The sequence below is a fragment of the Hyphobacterium lacteum genome (genome assembly GCF_036330345.1).
Taxonomy (GTDB): Bacteria; Pseudomonadota; Alphaproteobacteria; order Caulobacterales; family Maricaulaceae; genus Hyphobacterium; species Hyphobacterium lacteum.
In genome coordinates this window covers 71,065-90,135 of sequence record NZ_JAZDRP010000008.1, presented here as the reverse complement: position 1 = coordinate 90,135, position 19,071 = coordinate 71,065, and the positions used below count along the sequence as shown (strand labels likewise).

Sequence of the window (19,071 nt, the reverse complement as noted above, 5' to 3'; positions counted from 1 at the left end):
TTCCGCTAGCGGTTTTCGAGCAATTCGGTGATCCGCGGCATGGCATTCATCATCGCCTGCTCGCCAAGACGCTCGCCGATAACTTGTCCCTGGCTTGAGAGCACGGGCTGCAAGCTGTTGAGTTTCTGGCCTGTCGATGAACGGAAGAAGGAAAGAATGTCTTCCAGTTCCTCTTCGGTGAAATGCTCGACATAGATTTCAGCGACATCGTTGATGAACTCGGGCATCAGGACCCGGATTTCATCCAGGAAAAATTCCATGATGCGGTCGCCCTCGGGTTCGGTGAGGTCGGGAATGCTGGCGCGGAAAGACTGGGTCAACAGCGGCCCCATGGATCCGATCAGCTCGATCATCATTTCTTCTGCGCCGGATTCCTGGACAACAGCCACCGCCAGTTCATGGTGGCGGTCCTGCGCATGAAGGGCGGGCGCAGTGGCCAGCATTGAAACGGCGAATACGAGGCTGGTGAAAAGTTTCATTTAGAGCTCCATTACACGTGCGCCGTGATCTTCGCCGACAATGATGACGCGGGCCAGCCCTATGAACAATCCGTGCTCGACCACGCCGGGGATATGCAGCAAGCGATCCGAAAGGGCCGCGGCATCCGGGATCGAGGTGCAGGCACAATCCAGTATGTAGTGGCCGCCATCCGTGACAAAGGGTTCCAGACCGTCGCCGCGACGGCGCAGCTTGACATCACCATGCGCAATTCCACTGGCGCGCAATGCGTCAAATATCTTCTTGGCCGTAATCGTGAAGGCAAACGGATCGACTTCCACCGGCAAGGGAAACTCGCCCAGCTGCCCCTTAAGCTTGGTCTCGTCGATGACGACCACCATCAGGTCCGAAGCATGAGCGATGATTTTTTCGCGTAACAGGCAACCACCGCCACCCTTGACCAGCTGGAAACGGCCATCCACTTCATCCGCGCCGTCAACGGTGACGTGAATCCGGTCCACATGATCGATCTGGCGCAGCGTAATCCCGCTTTCCTCTGCAACCCGGGCCGTCTGTTCCGAAGTTGGAACGCCGACAATTTCAAGCCCTCCACGAACGAGCTCACCGAGCTGCCGGATAAAAACTTCCGCTGTAGACCCCGAACCCAGCCCGACGGTCATACCGCTGCTCACATACTCCAGAGCGGCGGCAGCAGCGTGTGTTTTCTGTTCAGCAGCACTCATGAGTTTACTCCTGCCAGCAGGACATATTTGAGTTCGGTGAACTCCTCCACGCCCCACTTTCCGCCTTCGCGCCCGATCCCCGATTGCTTCATACCGCCAAAAGGCGTCGAGGCGGAGCCGACCATCGGCGCATTCACGCCGATCATTCCATAATCCAGGCCTTCAGACATCCGGTGCACACGTCCGATATCACGTGTGTAGAGGTAGGCCGCGAGGCCATAGGGCGTGTCATTGGCCAGCTGAAGGATCTCGTCCTCGTTCTGCGCCCGATAGACGGATGCCACCGGTCCGAAAATCTCACTGCGCGCAATCTCCAAATCGAAATTGCCGCCATCGATCAGCGTTGGTGCGTAGAAAGAGCCGCCCAGTTCATCCGCCAAAGGCTGACCACCGACCACGACACGCGCTCCTCCAGCGACCGCCTTTTTCACCAGCGCATCAACCCGCGCGACAGCCTCGTCATGGATCAGCGGGCCGATATCACTATCCTCCGCGAAACCGTCACCGGCCTTGACTGAAGAAATCTTGGCTTCAAGGCGCGAGACAAACTCGTCTGCAATGCTGGCCTGGACAATGATCCGGTTCGGAGACACGCAGGTCTGCCCACCCGAGCGGAATTTGGCCTGAGCGACTCCGGCAGCAGCCGCGTCAAGATCGGCATCATCCATGACAATGAAGGGCGCATTCCCGCCCAGCTCCAGTGCCACGCGTTTGATCCCGTCAGCCGCCTGACGCATCAGCAGCTTTCCGATTTCGGTCGACCCCGTGAAACCGATCATCCGGACCTCGGGCGCCCCCGTCATGACTGGCCCCAGCTTCGTGGCATCGCCGCAAATCACATTGAAGACCCCATCCGGGAAACCGGCACGGTCAGCCAGCTCCGCCAGCGCCAGGGCCGTCAGCGGCGTTTCCGGTGCCGGCTTGATTACGATGGGGCACCCGGCTGCCAGAGCCGGGGCTGCCTTGCGGGTGATCATGGCGGCCGGAAAATTCCATGGCGTAATACATGAGACGACGCCAACCGGCTGCCGGATCGTCCATCCCCGTGCACCTGGTGCCGGAACCGGCAGCGTTTCGCCATGTACCCGCGCGGCTTCATGAGCAGACCATTCTACAAAGCCTGCGCCATAGGCGATTTCACCCTTGGCTTCGCGCCAGGGCTTGCCCATCTCGGCGGTGATCAGAGTGGCAAGATCGTCGGTATTATCCTGGATCAGCTGATGCCATTTCAGCAATACGCGCGCCCGCTCGAAAGGTGACGTCTTGCGCCACACCTTCAATGCTTCCGACGCTGCGGCAATAGCGGCTTGCGCCCCGGCTTCGCCGACATCAGAGACATCAGCAATTTTCTCGCGGTTGGCGGGATTATCGACCGCAAAGCTCGTCTCGCCGCCGGTCCATGCGCCACCGATATAGGATTGGGTCCTGAATAAGGCCGGGTCGTTCAGCCGGTTGGACAATTCCATGTCTCAACTCTCCGATTTGCGTTTTTCCATCGCCGCGCGAAAACGCGCCGCCCAGCCTTCCTTGTTCACCTGCTTGGCTCGCCCCAGAGCCAGCGCATCGTCGGGCACATTATCGGTCACGACGCCGCCGGAGCCCGTATAAGCCCCTTTGCCGATGCTGACCGGCGCCACCAGCGAGGAATTGGAACCGATGAAGGCTCCCTCGCCAATATGGGTCTGATGCTTGCCGAATCCATCATAATTGCAGGTGATGGTGCCCGCACCGATATTGGCTTTCGAGCCGACCGTCGCATCCCCGATATAGGCCAGGTGGTTGGCTTTCGCCCCCTTGCCGAAGGTGGATTTCTTGACCTCGACGAAATTGCCGATCTTGGCCCCCTCGCCAATGTCGGCACCAGGCCGCAGGCGCGCGTAAGGACCGATCACGGCTCCGCCATGAACCACGCAACCTTCCAGATGCGAGAAAGCATGAATATGCGCGCCGCTCTCCACAGTAACGCCCGGACCGAAAACCACATTCGGCTCCAGAATCACATCCGGTCCGATCTGCGTGTCATGGGCAACAAAGACGGTTTCCGGTGCGGTCATGGTGACACCATCACGCATTAGTTCGTCGCGGCGGCGGCGTTGCCAGCTGGCCTCTGCTTCGGCCAGATCGACGCGGGAATTGACGCCCAGCACCTCCGCCGCATCACCCTCTACGGCCACAGCCTTCAGGCCACGCGCGCGGGCCAGCCCCACGACATCCGTCAGATAATATTCGCCATTGGCGTTGTCATTGGTGACTTCACCCAGCAGCTCGAACAAAAGCGGCGCCGGCGCTGCCAGAACACCGGAATTCACGAAACCGATGGCGCGTTCTTCCTCGCTGGCATCCTTGAACTCGACGATGCGATCAAGGAGCCCGTCTTTCACAACCAAACGGCCATAAGCGGCCGGGTCATCCGGTGAGAATCCCAGGACAGCAACAGACGCGCCGTCTTCCAGGGCCGTAAAAACCTTCTCTACCGTCGCTGCGGTGATCAATGGCGTATCGCCATAGAGGACAATCGCATTGCCGCCGAAACCGGACATCGCATCCTGCGCGGACTGCACGGCGTGGCCGGTGCCCAGCGGCGGATCCTGAAGGGCCGTCGCGGTTCCGTTAGCCTCGCCCAGAGCCCCGATCTGCGGTGATTGCTGCCCGTATACCGTAACGATGCTTTCCGCTCCGACCTGCCGCGCGAGATCGATGGACCATTCCAGCATTGGCCGGCCACCCACCTGATGCATGCATTTCGGCAGACCGGACTTCATCCTTGTGCCAAGGCCGGCAGCGAGAATTATGGCGGCGCGGGGCTGGGTCATCAACGGCTCCTCATCGGATACGCATTGCAATTGAGACCCCGCGCTATAGACCATCCCCCACAAGGATGCGACCGCTTCTTTTGGCGAATTTGCGGGTTGGGAGATCAGCTTTCATGTCGGACTGTTTCCAGGGCGCGGGTATAGCCTTTGATCTCGACGGAACACTGGTGGATACCGCGCCCGATCTGGTCCGCGCGTTGAACGCGGTCGTCGCGGAGGACGGGCTGCAGGGTGTCGCGCTGGCCGATGTACGTATTATGGTCGGACGCGGCGCACGGGTGCTGATCGAACGGGCCTATAGTGCCCAGGACCGGCGTCTCGATCCCGACATTGTGGATACCAAGGTCCAGCGTTTCATCGACGTCTACAAGGCGGGAATAGCCAATCTCAGCAGCCCATTTCCCCGCTGTATCGAAACACTGGATTTTCTGGCTGGAAAAGGCGCGCGGCTCTCGGTCTGCACCAACAAGCCCAGCGTTCTGGCCGATGCGCTGCTTGATGCGCTGGGCATGACGCACCGCTTCGAACGCGTCATCGGACCGGACCGGACATCCGCCAAAAAGCCGGACGCCGCGCATTTCTGGAGTGCGGTCGGGGATGCCGGGCCAAATCTCGCGCTGATTGGAGATTCGATCACCGATTCGGCTTGCGCCAAGGCAGCCGGAATTCCGTGTGTCATCCTGACTCACGGATACAGCGAGATACCGCATCAGGCTTTGGGCGCTGATGCGGTTCTCGATAGCTTTGAAAGCTTGCCCGATAAGCTGGCAGAGCTCTGGCAGGGCCGGTCTTAGGCCGAGCGCAGCTCCGGCAGACGATCATTGGCGGTACGGCTGGGGGCCGTATCATTTGCAGCGCTCTGACGGCGCGGCATGCCATTGACCATGTTCGAGCGGACATCGGTCCGTGCGGACCGCATGGCCGGCATGAAACCGGCATCAACAAGTTCAATATTCACATCATAGCCACGGTCTGCCCAGTAGGCTTCAATCCGTTGCTTCAGTCGACGCGCGCCTTCCGGCGTGCAGAGGTCATTGCTCATAGCGATACTCCGAACCGGCGGTTCATTCCGCCTGGGTTACGTGCGCTCCCCTCTTGGAAAGTAGGAAACCGATCATCGATGACCACGTTTCCAACACCACCTGTTAACAGGCTGGCGCGCTCTATGACGAGTTCATGACGTCAGGTCAAGGCGTGATCCAAAAAAATTTTCGAAAATTTAGAATCCAGCCATGCGATTGCGGGCGACGCTTGACCTCAAATACCTTTAGCCCCTATACGCCGCCGCTCTGGAATGGGCGATTAGCTCAGCGGGAGAGCACTGCCTTCACACGGCAGGGGTCGCTGGTTCAATCCCAGCATCGCCCACCATTCCCCCCCTTCGATTGCGAATCAGGCTGCCGTCCCGAAGCCGGACAAGTCAGCTGCCGGTCATTCCGTCGCACACAAGCTACTTGCGAAAGGTTCTCAAAAGTGTCAGTGAAGCGGCGAACCAAACGGAGCGCCCCGATGAACCGCCTTTTTGCCATCGCGCTAATCACTGTGACGGCCGCAGCCTGCAACCAATCCAGTGGAGATGACAATGTCGTCAACATCTACTCGGCCCGGCACTATGACTCGGACGCCTATGTCTATGATGCCTTCACGGCTGAGACCGGCATAGAGGTCAATCTGATCGAGGCAGGCGGTGATCTGTTGATCGAGCGGATCCGGACCGATGGTGAGCGCAGCCCGGCAGATGTGGTCATCACGGTCGATGCCTCCCGGCTGCAACGCGCCGAAGAGGCCGGGCTTTTTGCACAAACCGATTTTTCCGCCCTCGCTGACGGTGTCCAGGCGCACGTCATTGACCCCGACGGATATTGGGCTGGATTCGCGCTGCGTACCCGCGTGATTGCTTACAACCGTGAAACCGTCGATCCGTCCGAAATCAGCTCCTATCTCGACCTGGCCGACCCCCGCTGGCAGGGCCAGATCTGCATCCGCTCGTCCGACAATGCCTATAACCAGTCGCTGCTGGCTTCGATCATTGCACACCATGGCGAACAAGCTGGCGAAGCCTGGGCCAGAAGTGTTGTCGCTAATTTTGCTCGTGCCCCGCAGGGGGGCGACACCGACCAGATCCGCGCGATCGGAGCCGGTGAATGCGACATCGCCGTCGTCAACCATTACTATTATCTGCGCCTGGCTCATTCCGGCGACCCGGCCACCGTTGAGCTGACCGACCGGATCGGCTTGATCTTCCCGTCCGGCAACACGGGAACGCATGTGAATATTTCCGGTGTCGGTATCGCTGCCAACGCTCCACACGGAGAAAATGCGGAAGCTTTCGTGCGTTTCCTGTTCAGCCCCGAAGCCCAGCGCGCCTACGCTGAAATTGCCAACGAGTTTCCGGCCGTTACGGGTGCGGCCTACGACAATGCCGACCTCAGAGCTTTCGACGGCTTCGAGGCCGATACGCTGAACATTTCGGAGCTGGGTGATAATGCCGAGACAGCGCGCCGTGTTTTCGACCGCGTCGGTTGGCCCTGAGCCTGAATGACGTTTTTCCGGCCAGGACCCGCACTGCTTGGAAGTCTGGCAGCCCTGGTGGCGGCCGGCCCAATTCTGGCTGTGGCGTGGCTGGGTGTCACCTCGCCCTGGGATGATTATCTCACCCACCTCGCCTCGACGCGCCTGGCCGGATATATCGCCAATACCTTGATTGTTTCAGCAACCGCAATGTTGCTGGCGGGACTGATCGGAACGCTCGCCGGCTGGGCCATCGCCCGTCTCGAATTTCCCGGCCGCGGACTGCTGGAATGGGCACTGGCGCTGCCTTTGGCTGTACCGGCCTATGTCGCCGCCTATGGCTGGCTGGACCTGACCCAGGCGGCTGGCCCCCTTCAAACGCCTCTGCGCGAATCCGGACTGGCGGTCCTGACCAGCTGGATGCCGGTAGTTCGCGGACCAGTCGGCGCCGGCTTTGTTTTCGCCGTTGTACTCTATCCTTATGTCTACCTGATCGCCCGCCAGGCTTTCTCCGAACAGCATCCGGACCTTCAACATGCGGCGAGAACGCTGGGCGCATCGAACTGGCAGTCCGCAATGCGTGTGACCTTTCCTCTGGTTCGTCCGGCCGTAATCGCGGGCCTGGCACTGGTGGCCATGGAATCGATCGCCGATTTCGGCGCCGTCGCGCATCTGGGCGCCCCGACTCTGACCGTTGGTGTGGTCCGCGCCTGGGCCGGCGCCGGCTCGGTCGCCGATGCCGCACGGCTGGCGATCGTCCTCGCCTTCTTCGCCTACATTGCCTTTGCGCTGGAACGCCAGAGCCGTTCACGGGCCCGATACGGACAGGCCCAGGGTCAGCAAAGACCGACCGAGCGGCACGCCCTGTCAGGATGGCCGGCAGGACTGGTCAGTCTGGCCTGCCTATTGCCTATCTTGCTGGGGCTTGTCATCCCCCTGGCCCGCCTTGGCTATCTTGCCGTAACCGAACCGGTCGCACGCGGCGTTGTACCGGCATTGTTGAACTCGCTCCTGGTGGCATCGATAACAGCCGTAATTGCGGCTGCGCTCGGTCTGGGTGCTGCCTACGCCATTCGCAGCGGTACCCGCCTTGGCGCCTTCTCCGCGAGACTGGCCAGCCTTGGTTATGCGGCTCCGGGCGCCGTCGCCGCTGTCGGCGCTCTGGTGTTGTTTGCAGGCCTCCAGATGGCGCTCGACGGCCTCTGGGGCGGACAATTCCCGATCCTTCTGTCTGCCACGGCTGGCGCGTTGGTGTTCGCCTATCTCTCCCGGTTTGCCGCTGTCGCCATTGCGCCCAGCGAGACCGCACTCGCCCGTGTGAATGCGCGTCTGGACGATGCGGCCATGACGCTCGGTGCCAGCCGCCGGCGGATTGCTACCGAAATCCACTGGCCACTGATATTCACCGGCATCGCAATCGCTGCATTGATGGTATTCGTCGAGGTGATGAAGGAATTGCCTGCCACCATGATTCTGCGCCCGTTCAATACCGACACACTGGCGGTGATAGCCCACAATTACGCTGCGGATGAACGCCTGGGCCAAGCGGCGCTGCCCTCGCTGATCCTCGTTCTCGCTTGCCTGCCCGCCATGATACTGGCGGCACGGTCGCAATCGTCGCGGCGTTCAGTTTGACGGCCCCTGTCCTGACCATACGCGGCGCTGAAAAAGCGCTGGGCGGACAGCCCATCCTGAAAGGCGTCGATCTCGACCTTGCGCCCGGCTGCATCATGGCGGTGCTTGGCCCGTCAGGAGCCGGCAAGTCGACCTTGTTGCGCGTCATTGCCGGCCTCGAGAAACTGGACGCCGGACAGCTGGCAAGCGGCAGTCAGAACTGGGATGGCAGCAGCCGTTTCATTCCCGCCCAGCAGCGGCGGATCGGCTTTGTGTTTCAGGATTATGCGCTGTTCCCGCACCTGACCGTGCGCGACAATATCGCCTTCGGCCTCCAAGAGCTGCCCAGAGAGGAGCGTGCGGCTCGAACAGAAGAATTGATGCAGACCGTCGAGATCAGCCGCCTTGCCGGTTCGTATCCGCATGAATTGTCCGGTGGCGAACAACAACGTGTTGCCCTGGCGCGCGCATTGGCACCGCGCCCGGAAATCGTCCTTCTCGATGAACCCTTTTCCAGCCTCGACAGGCGCTTGCGGTCGGAACTCCGACAACAGACCATCGAGGCGATCAAGCAGTCCGGTGCCGCTGCCCTGATCGTCACCCATGATGCAGACGAAGCGTTCGAGACGGCCGACCAGCTCGCCCTCATGGAAGACGGGAAGATCGTTCAGACCGGCGCACCGCTGGACGTCTATATGCGTCCCGCTTCACTGACCTGTGCCCGGCTTCTGGGCGATCTGAATGTTTTGCCGGCCAGAGTGAAATCCGGAGCGATTGCGACACCGTTCGGCCCCATCCCTTCCGGCAAGTTTGCCGACGATACGACTGTTTACGTACTGGTCCGTCCGGAAGCCCTGGTCCAGAACGGGGAAGGCGCAGAATGTGTCGTGCAGAGTGCGTCAGTGCGGCAGGGCCGGTTGCTGGCCCGCGTATCTTCACCAGATGAATCCATCTGGCTCAGCGACATGCCCCTAAGCGCAGGCATGGAAAAGGGCGAGACTGTCAGCCTCGCCCTTGACCTGGAAAAAATTTCGATCCTGCCGGTCTAGGCAGCGGCAGCCTTGGAGGCGGCAGCTTCCTCGATCCGGGCGCGCGCCATCTCGTCGGCGATAACGTTGGACGGACGGCCTTCATTCTCGGCACGGTCCAGGATTTCACCCAGCGTAGCTTCCAGATTGACCAGTTTCTGCTTCACCCATGCCGGATCGTAATCGCCGCGGATTTCGCCTGTCACATTGATGATACCACCGGCATTGATCACATAATCCGGCGCGTAGAGGATGCCGCGGCGTTGAAGCTCGGCGCCCATTTCGCGGGTTGCCAGCTGGTTATTGGCAGCGCCTGCCACCATGCGGACCTTCAGGCGGTCAATCGTATCTGGATTGATGATCGAACCCAGTGCACACGGTGCAAACACATCGACTTCCTGATCGTAGATCGCGTCCTTGTCGACGATGGTCGCGCCAAATTCCTTCACATGCTTCTGCAGGGCATCGACATTCATGTCGGCGACAATGATTTCGGCACCCGCGCGGGAAAGATGTCCACACAGATAGGTGCCGACATGACCGGCCGCGCCCTGAACAGCAACGCGGATGCCTGTCATGTCATCGGACCCGGTCGCGCGCTTCACGCAAGCGCGAATGCCACGGAACACACCCTCGGCCGTCACCGGAGACGGATCGCCGGACGCGGCTTTCCCTTCCGGCAAGCCGGTCACATGCCGTGTCGCCTTGTAGACGCTCACCATATCGTCAGGGCTGACGCCGACATCTTCGGCGGTAATGTAGTTGCCGTTCAGTGCATCAACTGCACGGCCGAAGGCCTGGAACAATGCGTCGCGATCGAATGAGCCCTGCGGCTTCATGATCACGCTCTTACCGCCGCCGATCGGCAGGTCGGCCATCACATTCTTGTAGCTCATGCCCTGAGAGAGACGGAGGGCATCGTCGAGCGCGTCAGCAGAGCTGTCATACGTCCAGAAACGGCAACCGCCGCAAGCCGGACCGCGCGCAGTCGAGTGCACACCGATAATGGCCTTCAGGCCCGTTTTTTCGTCGGTGGCAAAGAGAACTTTTTCATGATTGTCGAATGACGGGTGTTCGAGAACACTCATATTTGTATCCGTTTCCTGGCCGTGGCAGGGGAGGCGCGCTTTACCTTTACGGCACCTGCGCGCGGCGGCGTGGGGATAACCGCTCAGCAGCCTCGGGACAAGCCAAACAAGCGGCTATTCGCAAAGCAATCTCATATTGCGCTGCACCATCGGAAGCAGCTCCTCGGAAAACCAGGAATGGCGTCTGATCCAGCCATTGTTCCGCCAGGACGGATGCGGCAGTGGAATGATGTCTGGTCCGTATTCCCGCCAGGCGGCGACCGTGTCGGTGACATTACCCTTATAGCGCTTGCCCAGAAAGAATTTCTGAGCGTGGCCACCAACCAGGATCGTGAGCCGGATATGGGGAAGTGCCGCATCCAGATGGCGTTGCCAGAGCCTGGCACATCGTGGCCGTGGAGGCTTGTCGCCGCCTTTTGTATCAAGCCCCGGAAAACAGAATCCCATCGGGGTGATCGCCATGAAGTCCGGATCGTAGAAGCGCCGCTTGTCAATTCCCAGCCATTGACGCAACCGGTCACCCGATGGATCCGTGAAAGGCTTGCCGGACGCATGAACCCGTGTTCCAGGTGCCTGCCCGACCAACCGCACTTGTGCCCTCCTGCCGGCCTGGATGACCGGGCGCGGCTGCGGGATCTCACCGACACAAGCATGGCAGCTGCGGATTTCGGCCAGCAAACGATCCAGATCGCTCATGTGTGCAATGAGATGCGGTAAACGCCTTTGAAATCGGTCGGATCAACAGGCTTGCCCTTGCGCAAAATATCAACTTTGCCAGCCAGAGCCAGACGGACTGCCGCCTGCTTGACGGCACCCAGGCGGCCACGCCAGTGCTCCGCATCGAGTTCACGCGCTGCATCAGTCGGGCAGATTGACTTGCCTGCTCCCCTCGCCTCTACAAGAGTCATGATGACGGCTTCAACAGTGTCGTTATCCATAACGCCTGTTTAGCGGCTGGATTCGAAGATGCGAAGAGACCATCGCCCTTATTGGATGCACGCGGCCTGGGAGCGCTTCGAAAATGCGTGGGCCCGGCATTTCCTGTACCCGCATTTCGAGCAGATCGGCCCTGCCGCGAAGCTGACCCAGCCCTGGCACATCGAATTGTTCGGGCCGAACATTTCTGCTGGCACCACGCTTAATATCGTTGCGACGCGGGACAACAATGTCCGGCTGACGGTCTGGTCGCCAGCTGACCAGGCAGGGAAGATCGAGATTGGTGACGCCGTCTTCATGGCGCCGGGCACACGTATTCAGGCAACGAAAGCCATCCGCATCGGTCATGCTTGCCTGTTTGCGTCAAACACAACGGTTACCGACAGCGACTGGCACGGCTTGTATGATCGCGTCGACCCGGAACCGGAGGGACGGCCTGTCGTGCTGGGGGATAATGTCTGGGTCGGCGATGGCGCCTTCATCGCCAAGGGCGTGACAATTGGCGATCATGCCGTAATCGGCGCGAGATCAGTCGTAACCCGGGATGTCCCGGCCTATGCCGTGGTCGCAGGCTCCCCGGCCAGGGTCATCAGAATGCTGGATCCGGTCCATCCGATGAAGACACGTCTGGATATGGTCGGAGAAATCCGGGGAATCTCCCGTTTCATGGATGATGCCTACCGGAAAGAACTGGCGGGAAATTCCACCCTTGGCTGGCTACGGTCGAAACTGTTCCCCCAACGCGGCGATTGACCCATGAAACGTCCTCATGGCGAAACCTGTATTGGATAATCTCATGAGCGTCTGGACACCCTGCAAGAAAGTCTGCTTCGTCGATCCGAAAGTCGGCCTTTGTGTGGGCTGTTTCCGGTCGCTGGAAGAGCTCGGGCAGTGGACGGCCTACACGGACGAAGAACGCAAGGCGATCAAGCGAGACCTGCCAGTGCGCGAGGAGAACTACCGGAAAATGAAGGAGAAAAAAGCGTGAACCGTCTGATTGTCTCGCTAGCTTTTTTCACTGGCACAGCCGTCTTGCTCGGCTTTTTCATTCTGCCCGCACTGGCCAACTCCGCAGTCGGCTACCGGGTGATCTTGCCGGGCGTCCTTTATTTCATCTTCGGGTTTGGACTGCTCGCCGGCGCGTTCTGGACTTGGCGACTTGTACGTCCGGCATCACGTCCCGAACAGATTGTTCTTGGCATAAGTGCGTTATCAGGTCTGGCTTTCGGGGTTCGGATGGTGCTGGTGACGTTCGGTTAGCCAGCCAGGAAAGCCTCGCGCAAAAGGCTGAAAGCGGTCACGACCAGGCCGACCGCGAACAGGCGCCGCAAGAGTCGTTCAGGCATGGTGTGGGCCAGGCGCGCACCTACGGGTGCGACGAAAAAGGCGGATGCTGCGAGGATCAGAAAGCCCAGACCATCAACATAGCCCAGCGCCGTTGGCGTGCGGCCGGGCTCGTCCCAACCGAAAACGATGAAGCCGAGAGCGCCCGGCAAGCCAATCGCCACGCCGAACCCCGCTGCTGTGGCGACAGCCTGGCGGATGGACTTGCCACAAAGCGTCATCAACGTGACCCCGAAAACGCCGCCGCCAATTCCCAGCAAGGCTGAAAGGATGCCGATCAGAGCACCGAAGCCGGCGCGCGGCAGACCGCCGGGCATCTGGTCGGCCAGATGCCAGTCGGGGCGCCCGAAATAGAATTGCGCAGACAAAAGAAGAGCGACCAGTCCGAACAACGCGGTAAGTCCCCGCCCCGGGATCTGGTCAGCCACAAACCCGCCAATCAGCGCACCCACGACAATCCATGGCGTCCATGTCCGCAGGATCGCGAAATCCACCGCCCCGTGTTTCGCATGTGCGGTTACCGAGCGCAGCGACGTGGCAACGATCACAGCCAGCGACGTGCCAACCGCCATGTGCATGCGGACGGCGTCATCATAACCGAGGGCACCAAGCACGAAATAGAAGGCGGGCACCATCACCACGCCGCCGCCAATGCCAAACATGCCGGCGATCAGTCCTGCAAAAAGGCCGGTGGCGACCAGCGCTGCGGCCAGACCGAACAGTTCAGCCGTCATGCGCCCACCCTTTCAACCCGCGTTGCAGCCAGCGCTTCGAGCACAATTTCGAGCCCGGCACCGTCCCTTACCGCTTTTTCCGACAGCGTCCGGCGCCATTGACGCGCCCCGGGGCGGCCATGGAACAAGCCCAGCATGTGCCGCGTGATGGAGTGCAGGCGGATGCCTTTCGCCAGCTGCCCCTCGATATAGGGGAGGTAGGCCTCGACAGCCTCTTCCGGGGTCGAGACAGGATTGGTGTCGCCATAGACGGCCCGGTCGACATCCGCGAGCAGCCAGGGGGTATGATAGGCCGCCCGGCCAAGCATCACGCCATCAAGTCCCTGCTGTTCTGATAGCGCCATTTCCAGCGTTTCCAGACCACCATTGAGGATGATGTCCATTTCCGGAAAATCGCTCTTCATAGTGCGGATCAGGCCGTAATTAAGCGGCGGCACGGTGCGGTTTTCCTTCGGGCTCAACCCTTTCAGCCATGCCTTGCGGGCATGGATGATGACAGTCCGGATACCGCGCGCCCGGACGGCCTCAAGCATGGCCGGAAGCGCTGCTTCAGGATCCTGGTCATCGACGCCGATACGGCACTTCAAGGTGACCGGCGCGTCCACAGCCGACTGCATGGCATCAAGACAATCCGCCACCAGGGCCGGCTCCCTCATCAGGCAGGCACCAAACCGCCCGGACTGGACCCGGTCGGATGGACAGCCAACGTTCAGATTGACCTCGCAATAGCCGAGGTCGGCACCGATCCTTGTTGCACGGGCGAGTTCATCAGGATCCGATCCGCCCAGCTGCAAGGCGACCGGCTGTTCTGCCGGGTCAAATCCGATCAGGCGCTCGACATCACCATGCGTGACCGCAGCACTGGTCGCCATTTCGGTATAGAGCAGCGCATGACGGCTCATGATGCGGTGGAACGCCCGGCAATGCCTGTCGGTCCAGTCCATCATAGGCGCCACGCTGAAGCGGCGGTCGGGTTCGGTTCGCGCTGTCATGGCGGCTCACATAGCGCTCCTTGCGTCAGACAACAAACCGCACATTCCGCTTAACCGGACTCTAAGGCCTCAATGTCATACTGCCCGCTGCAATCAATGGAGCCTCGAAATGGCCAAGGCCGTCTTCCACAAGAATCAGCGCGTCTATGTCCGCCCTGTCGGCACGTGGGCTTTGATCGAACAGGTAAAGCCGCACTGGGTAAAGGGCGTCGAGGAACCGGTCCGGATTTCCTATGATTGCGGTCTGGGACGCGATTTTGTCGCCGACGAACTGGCCGAGGAAGAGCGTCAGGACGCCGACGTCAGCGGATGGCGGTTGATGCGGGCCAGAAACAAGTGGCAATCGCCTGACGAATGCACTCATCACCCGTTTCCCGGGACCTTTCCCATCATTGTGACTGACGAGCAGGATTGGGGCGGATGGCGCGTGCCGGGAGCAGAATATAACCGAGACCCACAATTGATCGAATTCCAGGCGCGTCTGATCGCGACCTGTCCATCGCTTTACAAGCTGGCGGAAAAACTTGCCGAACAGGCCGACCGGGCTGATGACCTGCCCGAGGATTTGAGGGTGATGGTTGAGTTCGCGCGATCGACGGTGAAGAAGATCAAGTCGAAACCGTCAGAAGCACCGCCGGGCACAACTAAAGCAGCTTAACCCACCTCTAACGCTTTCATGCCTAATTGAGTCTGAATCTTTAGTGTGGATCAGGCATGCCGGCAGATTTCAGCAAGCTCTCCTTCCTGGTTGTCGACGACAACTCGCACATGCTCAAGATTGTTCGCACGATCTTGAGCGGATTTGGCGTGACCAAAATTTTCGAAGCCGCATCGGGGAAGGAAGCGCTCGAGATTCTGCGTGGCGAAAACATCGATATCGCCATTCTCGATTACCAAATGGAAGAAATGAACGGGATCGAACTGATCAAGTACATGCGCGATGAGACGCGGATGGAAAATCCCTTCATCCCTATCATCATGTTATCGGCCTATAGCGAGAAAACCCGGGTCATCGAGGCCCGCGACACGGGCGCAACCGAGTTCTGTGCCAAGCCGGTCAGAGCCATCGATCTCTATCGTAAAATTGGTGTGATAATCGACCGGACCCGGCCGTTTGTGCGGACCAGTGTTTTCTTCGGTCCTGACCGCCGCCGGCATGACCCCGACAAATACAAGGGACCCGAGCGCCGTTCCGACGACGAAGCCACACCCAACACAGCCTGATCAGCAAGGCTTTTGCGGTCGACAGGAGGGGCGGAACGTCTCTAACCTGAGCCGAATGATTCGAACGCCGCCAGAACCTTCGAAAGTGACGCCGGGCAAACGCCCTGCGAAAGCGGGCAAGCGTGCGAAATCGAAGCGGAAATCCGGGCCGGCGGAGCCCCGTGGTGTGGTCTGGATTGTCCTTGCCGTTATTCTCTTTACGGCGATGTTCGGCGGCGTGATAGGCTTCAAACTCTATCAGGAAAGCGTCTCGGCGCGCCTGGAAGCCCAATCCATCCATTCCCGCGAAGCGGCTTTCCTGTCCGAGACCGCCACACGATCTCTACAGGAGACTGTGACAGCGCTGAACGTAGCGATCTCCGATCTGGGCGTTGTGGATCCGGACGCCTTCGACAATGCCTTATTGTTGCGGCTCGAGCCGGTGCGGAACATCGAAGGCGTGACCGACGTGAGCTATCTGGCACCGGGCGCCGAAATCCCCGAAGGCCTTCAGCAAATTGCCAGCCGCGCCTTGCAAGCGGAATCCGGGCTCATATCCCTGCCCGCAGCGCCCGGACAGCCGCCGGCAATCGGCATGGCCGTCCCTGTTGCCACACCAGCGGGCGAAGTCGGCGCAGTTATCGTGCAAATTTCACCGGACGCGCTACTACCTGCAGCCGGTTCGGATTTTGTTGCCATTCTCGTCGATGCCGAAGGACGGCCATTGGCAATGCAGCCCACACGCGCCGGCGGGTTATTTTCCGACCCAATCACAGCGCGCTTCGGCCTGCCGCCGGACACAATTGACCGGTTGGCCGGCAGCGGTGAGGCCTTGACCGGTGTACCGGTGGGAGATCAGGAAATGGTGCTGGCCGCTGCGCCCGTGCCCTTTGGAAATCTCGACATTGTTGTGGTTGGCACACCCAACATAAATCAGGGCGCCTGGATGCGGACACGTATCCTTTACGGGCTTCTGTTTATCGCACCGGTGATCTTCGCCATCGGGCTTTCTGCTGCCCTGTCCACGCAGATGAGCAGTCTGAAAACCGCCCGGATTGCCCTGGGTGACAGCGAAAAACGTTTTCGCCTCGCCATCGAGGGCGCACGGTGTGGTGTGTGGGATTGGGACCGGAAGAATGACTCGGTCTATCTGACCGATTCCTTTGCTCGTATTCTGGGCAAGGATGGCGCGCAAATGCTGAGCGGCGCCGAATTCTTGGCCCTGTTCAACCAGCGTGATCGCGAGCGGGTTTCGGCTGCGATCCGCGGCTCTGTGCGCGCTGGCGATATCGATGTCGAAGCCCAGGCCAGCGGGATCCCGATCTGGCTGCATCTCAGAGGCCGTCCCTGGGGCGATATTCACGATGGCGTCACCGACCGTCTTGTCGGTGTGGCGATCGATATTACAGAGCGCAAGGGGGCACAGGCCCGGGTCGCGGCAGCGGAAAACCGGTTGCGCGCCGCGCTTGAATCCATGTCGGAATCCTTCGTCCTGTGGGACCGGCGCAAATGCCTTGTCATGTGGAACCGCAAATTCCGGGACTTCTTCGACTTTCCGGAAACCGCGCTCAAGCCGGGCATGAGCTATTCGGCGGTCGAACAGGGCGCAGCCCGCGCCATCCGCAGCGTCCAGGGCGGAAACCGCGCGGGTGAATCATTCGAGATGGAATTGAAGGACGGACGCTGGCTGCACTATTCCGAACGCGCCACCAGCGATGGGGGCCTTGTCAGCGTGGGCGCCGATATCTCCGATCTGAAAAACCAGGAAAAAGCGCTCAAGGAATCCGAGCAACGCCTGCGCAATACGGTCGAGGACGTGCGCAAGAACCAGCAACGCATTGCCGAGCTGGCCAACAAATATGAGGAAGAGAAGATCCGCGCTGAGGAAGCCAACCGCTCGAAGAGCGAATTCCTCGCCAATATGAGTCACGAACTGCGCACCCCATTGAACGCAGTGAACGGATTCTCTGAAATCATGCTGCGGGAAATGTTCGGCCCGTTAGGCGACAGCCGCTACATTGATTACGTCAACGACATTCACACATCCGGACAGCACCTCCTTTCCCTGATCAACGACATCCTCGACATGTCGAAGATCGAGGCAGGCAAGATGAAGCTCCAGAAAGAGCCTGTCAGCCTGACCGAAATCGTCGAACAGAGCTTGCGCCTGGTGAAGGCGCGCGCCGAGGAGAAATCGATCCGCCTCGCTTCCACGCTCGACGAGAATTTGCCCGATCTGACCGCCGATCCGCGCGCGCTCAAGCAGGTGGTTCTGAACCTCCTGTCCAATGCCGTGAAGTTCACGCCGGAAGATGGGCAGGTCAGCGTCCGCAGCTTTACCTATGAGGGCCGCCTCGCCCTGCAGGTCTCGGATACCGGCATCGGGATTCCCAAGGAGGACCTGCCGCGCCTGGGACGGCCATTCGAGCAGATCGAGAGCCAGCATTCCAAGAGCCACCAGGGCACGGGCCTTGGTCTCGCCCTGTCCAAATCGCTGATCGAGATGCACGGTGGGGAAATGACCATTGAAAGCGAGCTGGGCGAAGGCACGACCGTTACGCTGATCGTTCCATTCGATGGTGGCGAAAGTGAAGATCAGGACGGGTTGGAAACAACCGATCCGGTGAGCGACGAAGCCCCCATTGTCGCGGGTGATGAATCGTCGGTCGAGACCGACGCTGCCTGATCAGTAAGGATCACGCGGTGGTGGACGGCGTCCGCCATTGCCATGCGGCGGAGGAGGACGCCGGCGTCCGGCTTCCAGTGCGTGGACGCGGTCCTCGGCCGGCAGGTCAGCCACCAGATCAAGTACAATCGCCTCGAATGCCGACTCGATTGCAAAACGGCTGGCACGCAGTCGGTCGAGCGCCTGTGCAGCCCTTTCCGGATCATAGGGATCGGCCCGCATGGCGGCTTCCGCATCATGTTGTGCAGACCGCGCCTCCACCATCAATTGACGTATGGCATCCCGCTCCCGTTCGAAACGCTGCCGCGCTTCTTCTCTTTGGGCTTCCGGAAGGCTTCGGACGAAGGCGCGGATATTGAAACCGCCATTGCGCCCTTCGCCACCCCGGGTGCGATGCGGGGGGAGATGGGGATGCCCCATCACATCCGACACGGTTGGGCTTCCGGCTACGCGATGCAGAACAATACCCGTCATCACGCCATTCGCCGTCAGCGAAATCAGCAGCGCGACAATCCAGGGCAGCGCGCGATTCATGCGTCACTCCATTCCCAGGCTGACCAGTCTTCCATCAGACCATCAAAAGCGTCAGCATATTCGGATTCGTAAACGTCACCGGTTTCCGCCGGGACAAACAGCCCACCGGCAAATCCCCCTGCCACACCCAGGACCAACGCCGCGGCGGCGGCAATAGCCGGCCGGCGCCAATCCGTCTCGAATACGGGCAAGGGCGCAGATTGCAGGATACGGCGCTGCAGAAGATCCCCGGCCTGAATCTCGTCTGCGCTGGACAGAAGTCCGTCAAGCACGGCTGCCGAAGCAAGAATTTCTGCGGCGTCTGCATTCGCAGCAGCGAAGTCGTAAGCCTCCTCGCGAACCGCCTCCGGCCATCGCCGGATATCACCGCCCCAGGCATCCGCCAGTTCTTCAAAACGTGTCATATC

The 19,071-nt window shown here is 60.3% G+C and carries 22 protein-coding genes and 1 tRNA gene; 11 read left to right on the top strand and 12 right to left on the bottom strand.

Going from position 1 to position 19,071, the window contains the following annotated elements:
• Window positions 1-5: 5 nt before the first annotated feature.
• Genes V0U79_RS12020 through glmU form a run of 4 tightly spaced genes read right to left on the bottom strand, consistent with a single transcriptional unit; the run spans window position 6 to window position 3,997 of the window.
• On the bottom strand, window positions 6-479 hold the full coding sequence (locus V0U79_RS12020) for a DUF2059 domain-containing protein (protein ID WP_330199760.1): 474 nt from the start codon (window positions 477-479) through the stop codon (window positions 6-8).
• On the bottom strand, window positions 480-1,181 hold the full coding sequence (gene rpiA, locus V0U79_RS12015) for a ribose-5-phosphate isomerase RpiA (protein ID WP_330199759.1): 702 nt from the start codon (window positions 1,179-1,181) through the stop codon (window positions 480-482). It lies immediately after the preceding gene.
• Window positions 1,178-2,647, bottom strand: a complete 1,470-nt coding sequence (locus V0U79_RS12010) for an NAD-dependent succinate-semialdehyde dehydrogenase (protein WP_330199758.1) — start codon at window positions 2,645-2,647, stop codon at window positions 1,178-1,180. The genes rpiA and V0U79_RS12010 overlap by 4 nt, the downstream gene beginning before the upstream one ends.
• Window positions 2,648-2,650: 3 nt before the next feature.
• Window positions 2,651-3,997 (bottom strand): bifunctional UDP-N-acetylglucosamine diphosphorylase/glucosamine-1-phosphate N-acetyltransferase GlmU, encoded by a 1,347-nt coding sequence (glmU, locus tag V0U79_RS12005; protein WP_373696472.1) that lies wholly within the window; start codon window positions 3,995-3,997, stop codon window positions 2,651-2,653.
• Between the two features lie 110 nt (window positions 3,998-4,107).
• Here glmU and V0U79_RS12000 point away from each other — a divergent pair, with 110 nt between their 5' ends.
• Window positions 4,108-4,788 (top strand): HAD-IA family hydrolase, encoded by a 681-nt coding sequence (locus V0U79_RS12000; protein ID WP_330199756.1) that lies wholly within the window; start codon window positions 4,108-4,110, stop codon window positions 4,786-4,788.
• On the opposite strand, the gene V0U79_RS11995 is transcribed toward V0U79_RS12000, so the two are convergent.
• Window positions 4,785-5,036 carry a phosphoglycolate phosphatase gene (locus tag V0U79_RS11995; protein WP_330199755.1) on the bottom strand — a complete coding sequence of 84 codons (252 nt, stop codon included), beginning with the start codon at window positions 5,034-5,036 and terminating at the stop codon, window positions 4,785-4,787. The two genes, V0U79_RS12000 and V0U79_RS11995, sit on opposite strands and share 4 nt — an antisense overlap.
• A gap of 254 nt (window positions 5,037-5,290) precedes the next feature.
• Between V0U79_RS11995 and V0U79_RS11990 the strand changes: the two genes are divergently transcribed.
• The 4 genes from V0U79_RS11990 (at window position 5,291) to V0U79_RS11975 (ending at window position 9,168) form a co-directional block, all read left to right on the top strand.
• Window positions 5,291-5,365, top strand: a tRNA-Val gene (locus V0U79_RS11990).
• Window positions 5,366-5,503: 138 nt separating this feature from the next.
• Window positions 5,504-6,526 (top strand): extracellular solute-binding protein, encoded by a 1,023-nt coding sequence (locus V0U79_RS11985; RefSeq protein ID WP_330199754.1) that lies wholly within the window; start codon window positions 5,504-5,506, stop codon window positions 6,524-6,526.
• A 6-nt stretch (window positions 6,527-6,532) separates the two neighbouring features.
• On the top strand, window positions 6,533-8,140 hold the full coding sequence (locus tag V0U79_RS11980; RefSeq protein ID WP_330199753.1) for an ABC transporter permease: 1,608 nt from the start codon (window positions 6,533-6,535) through the stop codon (window positions 8,138-8,140).
• Entirely contained in the window at window positions 8,137-9,168 is a 1,032-nt protein-coding gene (locus tag V0U79_RS11975) for an ABC transporter ATP-binding protein (RefSeq protein ID WP_330199752.1), read from the top strand. The genes V0U79_RS11980 and V0U79_RS11975 overlap by 4 nt, the downstream gene beginning before the upstream one ends.
• Here the strand turns inward: V0U79_RS11975 and V0U79_RS11970 are convergent.
• From V0U79_RS11970 to V0U79_RS11960, 3 genes are all read right to left on the bottom strand, one after another.
• Window positions 9,165-10,235 carry a Leu/Phe/Val dehydrogenase gene (locus V0U79_RS11970; RefSeq protein ID WP_330199751.1) on the bottom strand — a complete coding sequence of 357 codons (1,071 nt, stop codon included), beginning with the start codon at window positions 10,233-10,235 and terminating at the stop codon, window positions 9,165-9,167. The genes V0U79_RS11975 and V0U79_RS11970 overlap by 4 nt on opposite strands.
• A gap of 114 nt (window positions 10,236-10,349) precedes the next feature.
• Window positions 10,350-10,931 (bottom strand): uracil-DNA glycosylase family protein, encoded by a 582-nt coding sequence (locus tag V0U79_RS11965; RefSeq protein ID WP_330199750.1) that lies wholly within the window; start codon window positions 10,929-10,931, stop codon window positions 10,350-10,352.
• The gene (locus V0U79_RS11960) at window positions 10,928-11,173 is read right to left on the bottom strand and encodes a DUF3253 domain-containing protein (RefSeq protein ID WP_330199749.1); all 246 of its coding nucleotides are present in this window, start codon (window positions 11,171-11,173) and stop codon (window positions 10,928-10,930) included. Before V0U79_RS11960 ends, V0U79_RS11965 begins: the two co-directional genes overlap by 4 nt.
• 28 nt (window positions 11,174-11,201) lie before the next feature.
• Here V0U79_RS11960 and V0U79_RS11955 point away from each other — a divergent pair, with 28 nt between their 5' ends.
• From V0U79_RS11955 to V0U79_RS11945, 3 genes are read left to right on the top strand one after another with little or no spacing between them, the layout of a single operon-like run.
• Window positions 11,202-11,924, top strand: a complete 723-nt coding sequence (locus V0U79_RS11955) for an acyltransferase (RefSeq protein WP_330199748.1) — start codon at window positions 11,202-11,204, stop codon at window positions 11,922-11,924.
• A 43-nt stretch (window positions 11,925-11,967) separates the two neighbouring features.
• Window positions 11,968-12,159 (top strand): DUF1289 domain-containing protein, encoded by a 192-nt coding sequence (locus V0U79_RS11950; RefSeq protein WP_330199747.1) that lies wholly within the window; start codon window positions 11,968-11,970, stop codon window positions 12,157-12,159.
• Window positions 12,156-12,431, top strand: a complete 276-nt coding sequence (locus V0U79_RS11945) for a hypothetical protein (protein WP_330199746.1) — start codon at window positions 12,156-12,158, stop codon at window positions 12,429-12,431. The genes V0U79_RS11950 and V0U79_RS11945 overlap by 4 nt, the downstream gene beginning before the upstream one ends.
• Here the strand turns inward: V0U79_RS11945 and V0U79_RS11940 are convergent.
• Together V0U79_RS11940 and dusA are read right to left on the bottom strand one after the other, a co-directional pair.
• Complete coding sequence (locus V0U79_RS11940) at window positions 12,428-13,249, bottom strand: sulfite exporter TauE/SafE family protein (RefSeq protein ID WP_330199745.1); 822 nt, start codon at window positions 13,247-13,249, stop codon at window positions 12,428-12,430. The two genes, V0U79_RS11945 and V0U79_RS11940, sit on opposite strands and share 4 nt — an antisense overlap.
• Entirely contained in the window at window positions 13,246-14,241 is a 996-nt protein-coding gene (gene dusA / locus V0U79_RS11935; RefSeq protein ID WP_330199744.1) for a tRNA dihydrouridine(20/20a) synthase DusA, read from the bottom strand. Before dusA ends, V0U79_RS11940 begins: the two co-directional genes overlap by 4 nt.
• Before the next feature lie 109 nt (window positions 14,242-14,350).
• Here dusA and V0U79_RS11930 point away from each other — a divergent pair, with 109 nt between their 5' ends.
• From V0U79_RS11930 to V0U79_RS11920, 3 genes are all read left to right on the top strand, one after another.
• Complete coding sequence (locus V0U79_RS11930) at window positions 14,351-14,899, top strand: hypothetical protein (protein ID WP_330199743.1); 549 nt, start codon at window positions 14,351-14,353, stop codon at window positions 14,897-14,899.
• A gap of 56 nt (window positions 14,900-14,955) precedes the next feature.
• Window positions 14,956-15,465 (top strand): response regulator, encoded by a 510-nt coding sequence (locus tag V0U79_RS11925; RefSeq protein WP_330199742.1) that lies wholly within the window; start codon window positions 14,956-14,958, stop codon window positions 15,463-15,465.
• Window positions 15,466-15,631: 166 nt separating this feature from the next.
• Window positions 15,632-18,130, top strand: coding sequence for an ATP-binding protein (locus V0U79_RS11920; protein WP_330199741.1), 2,499 nt, complete (start codon window positions 15,632-15,634; stop codon window positions 18,128-18,130).
• Here V0U79_RS11920 and V0U79_RS11915 read toward each other — a convergent pair whose 3' ends face one another.
• Both V0U79_RS11915 and V0U79_RS11910 read right to left on the bottom strand, forming a co-directional pair.
• Window positions 18,131-18,664: a periplasmic heavy metal sensor gene (locus V0U79_RS11915; protein ID WP_330199740.1), complete on the bottom strand. Its 534-nt coding sequence runs from the start codon at window positions 18,662-18,664 to the stop codon at window positions 18,131-18,133. It lies immediately after the preceding gene.
• Window positions 18,661-19,068 carry a hypothetical protein gene (locus tag V0U79_RS11910; protein ID WP_330199739.1) on the bottom strand — a complete coding sequence of 136 codons (408 nt, stop codon included), beginning with the start codon at window positions 19,066-19,068 and terminating at the stop codon, window positions 18,661-18,663. The genes V0U79_RS11915 and V0U79_RS11910 overlap by 4 nt, the downstream gene beginning before the upstream one ends.
• Between the last annotated feature and the right edge of the window lie 3 nt (window positions 19,069-19,071).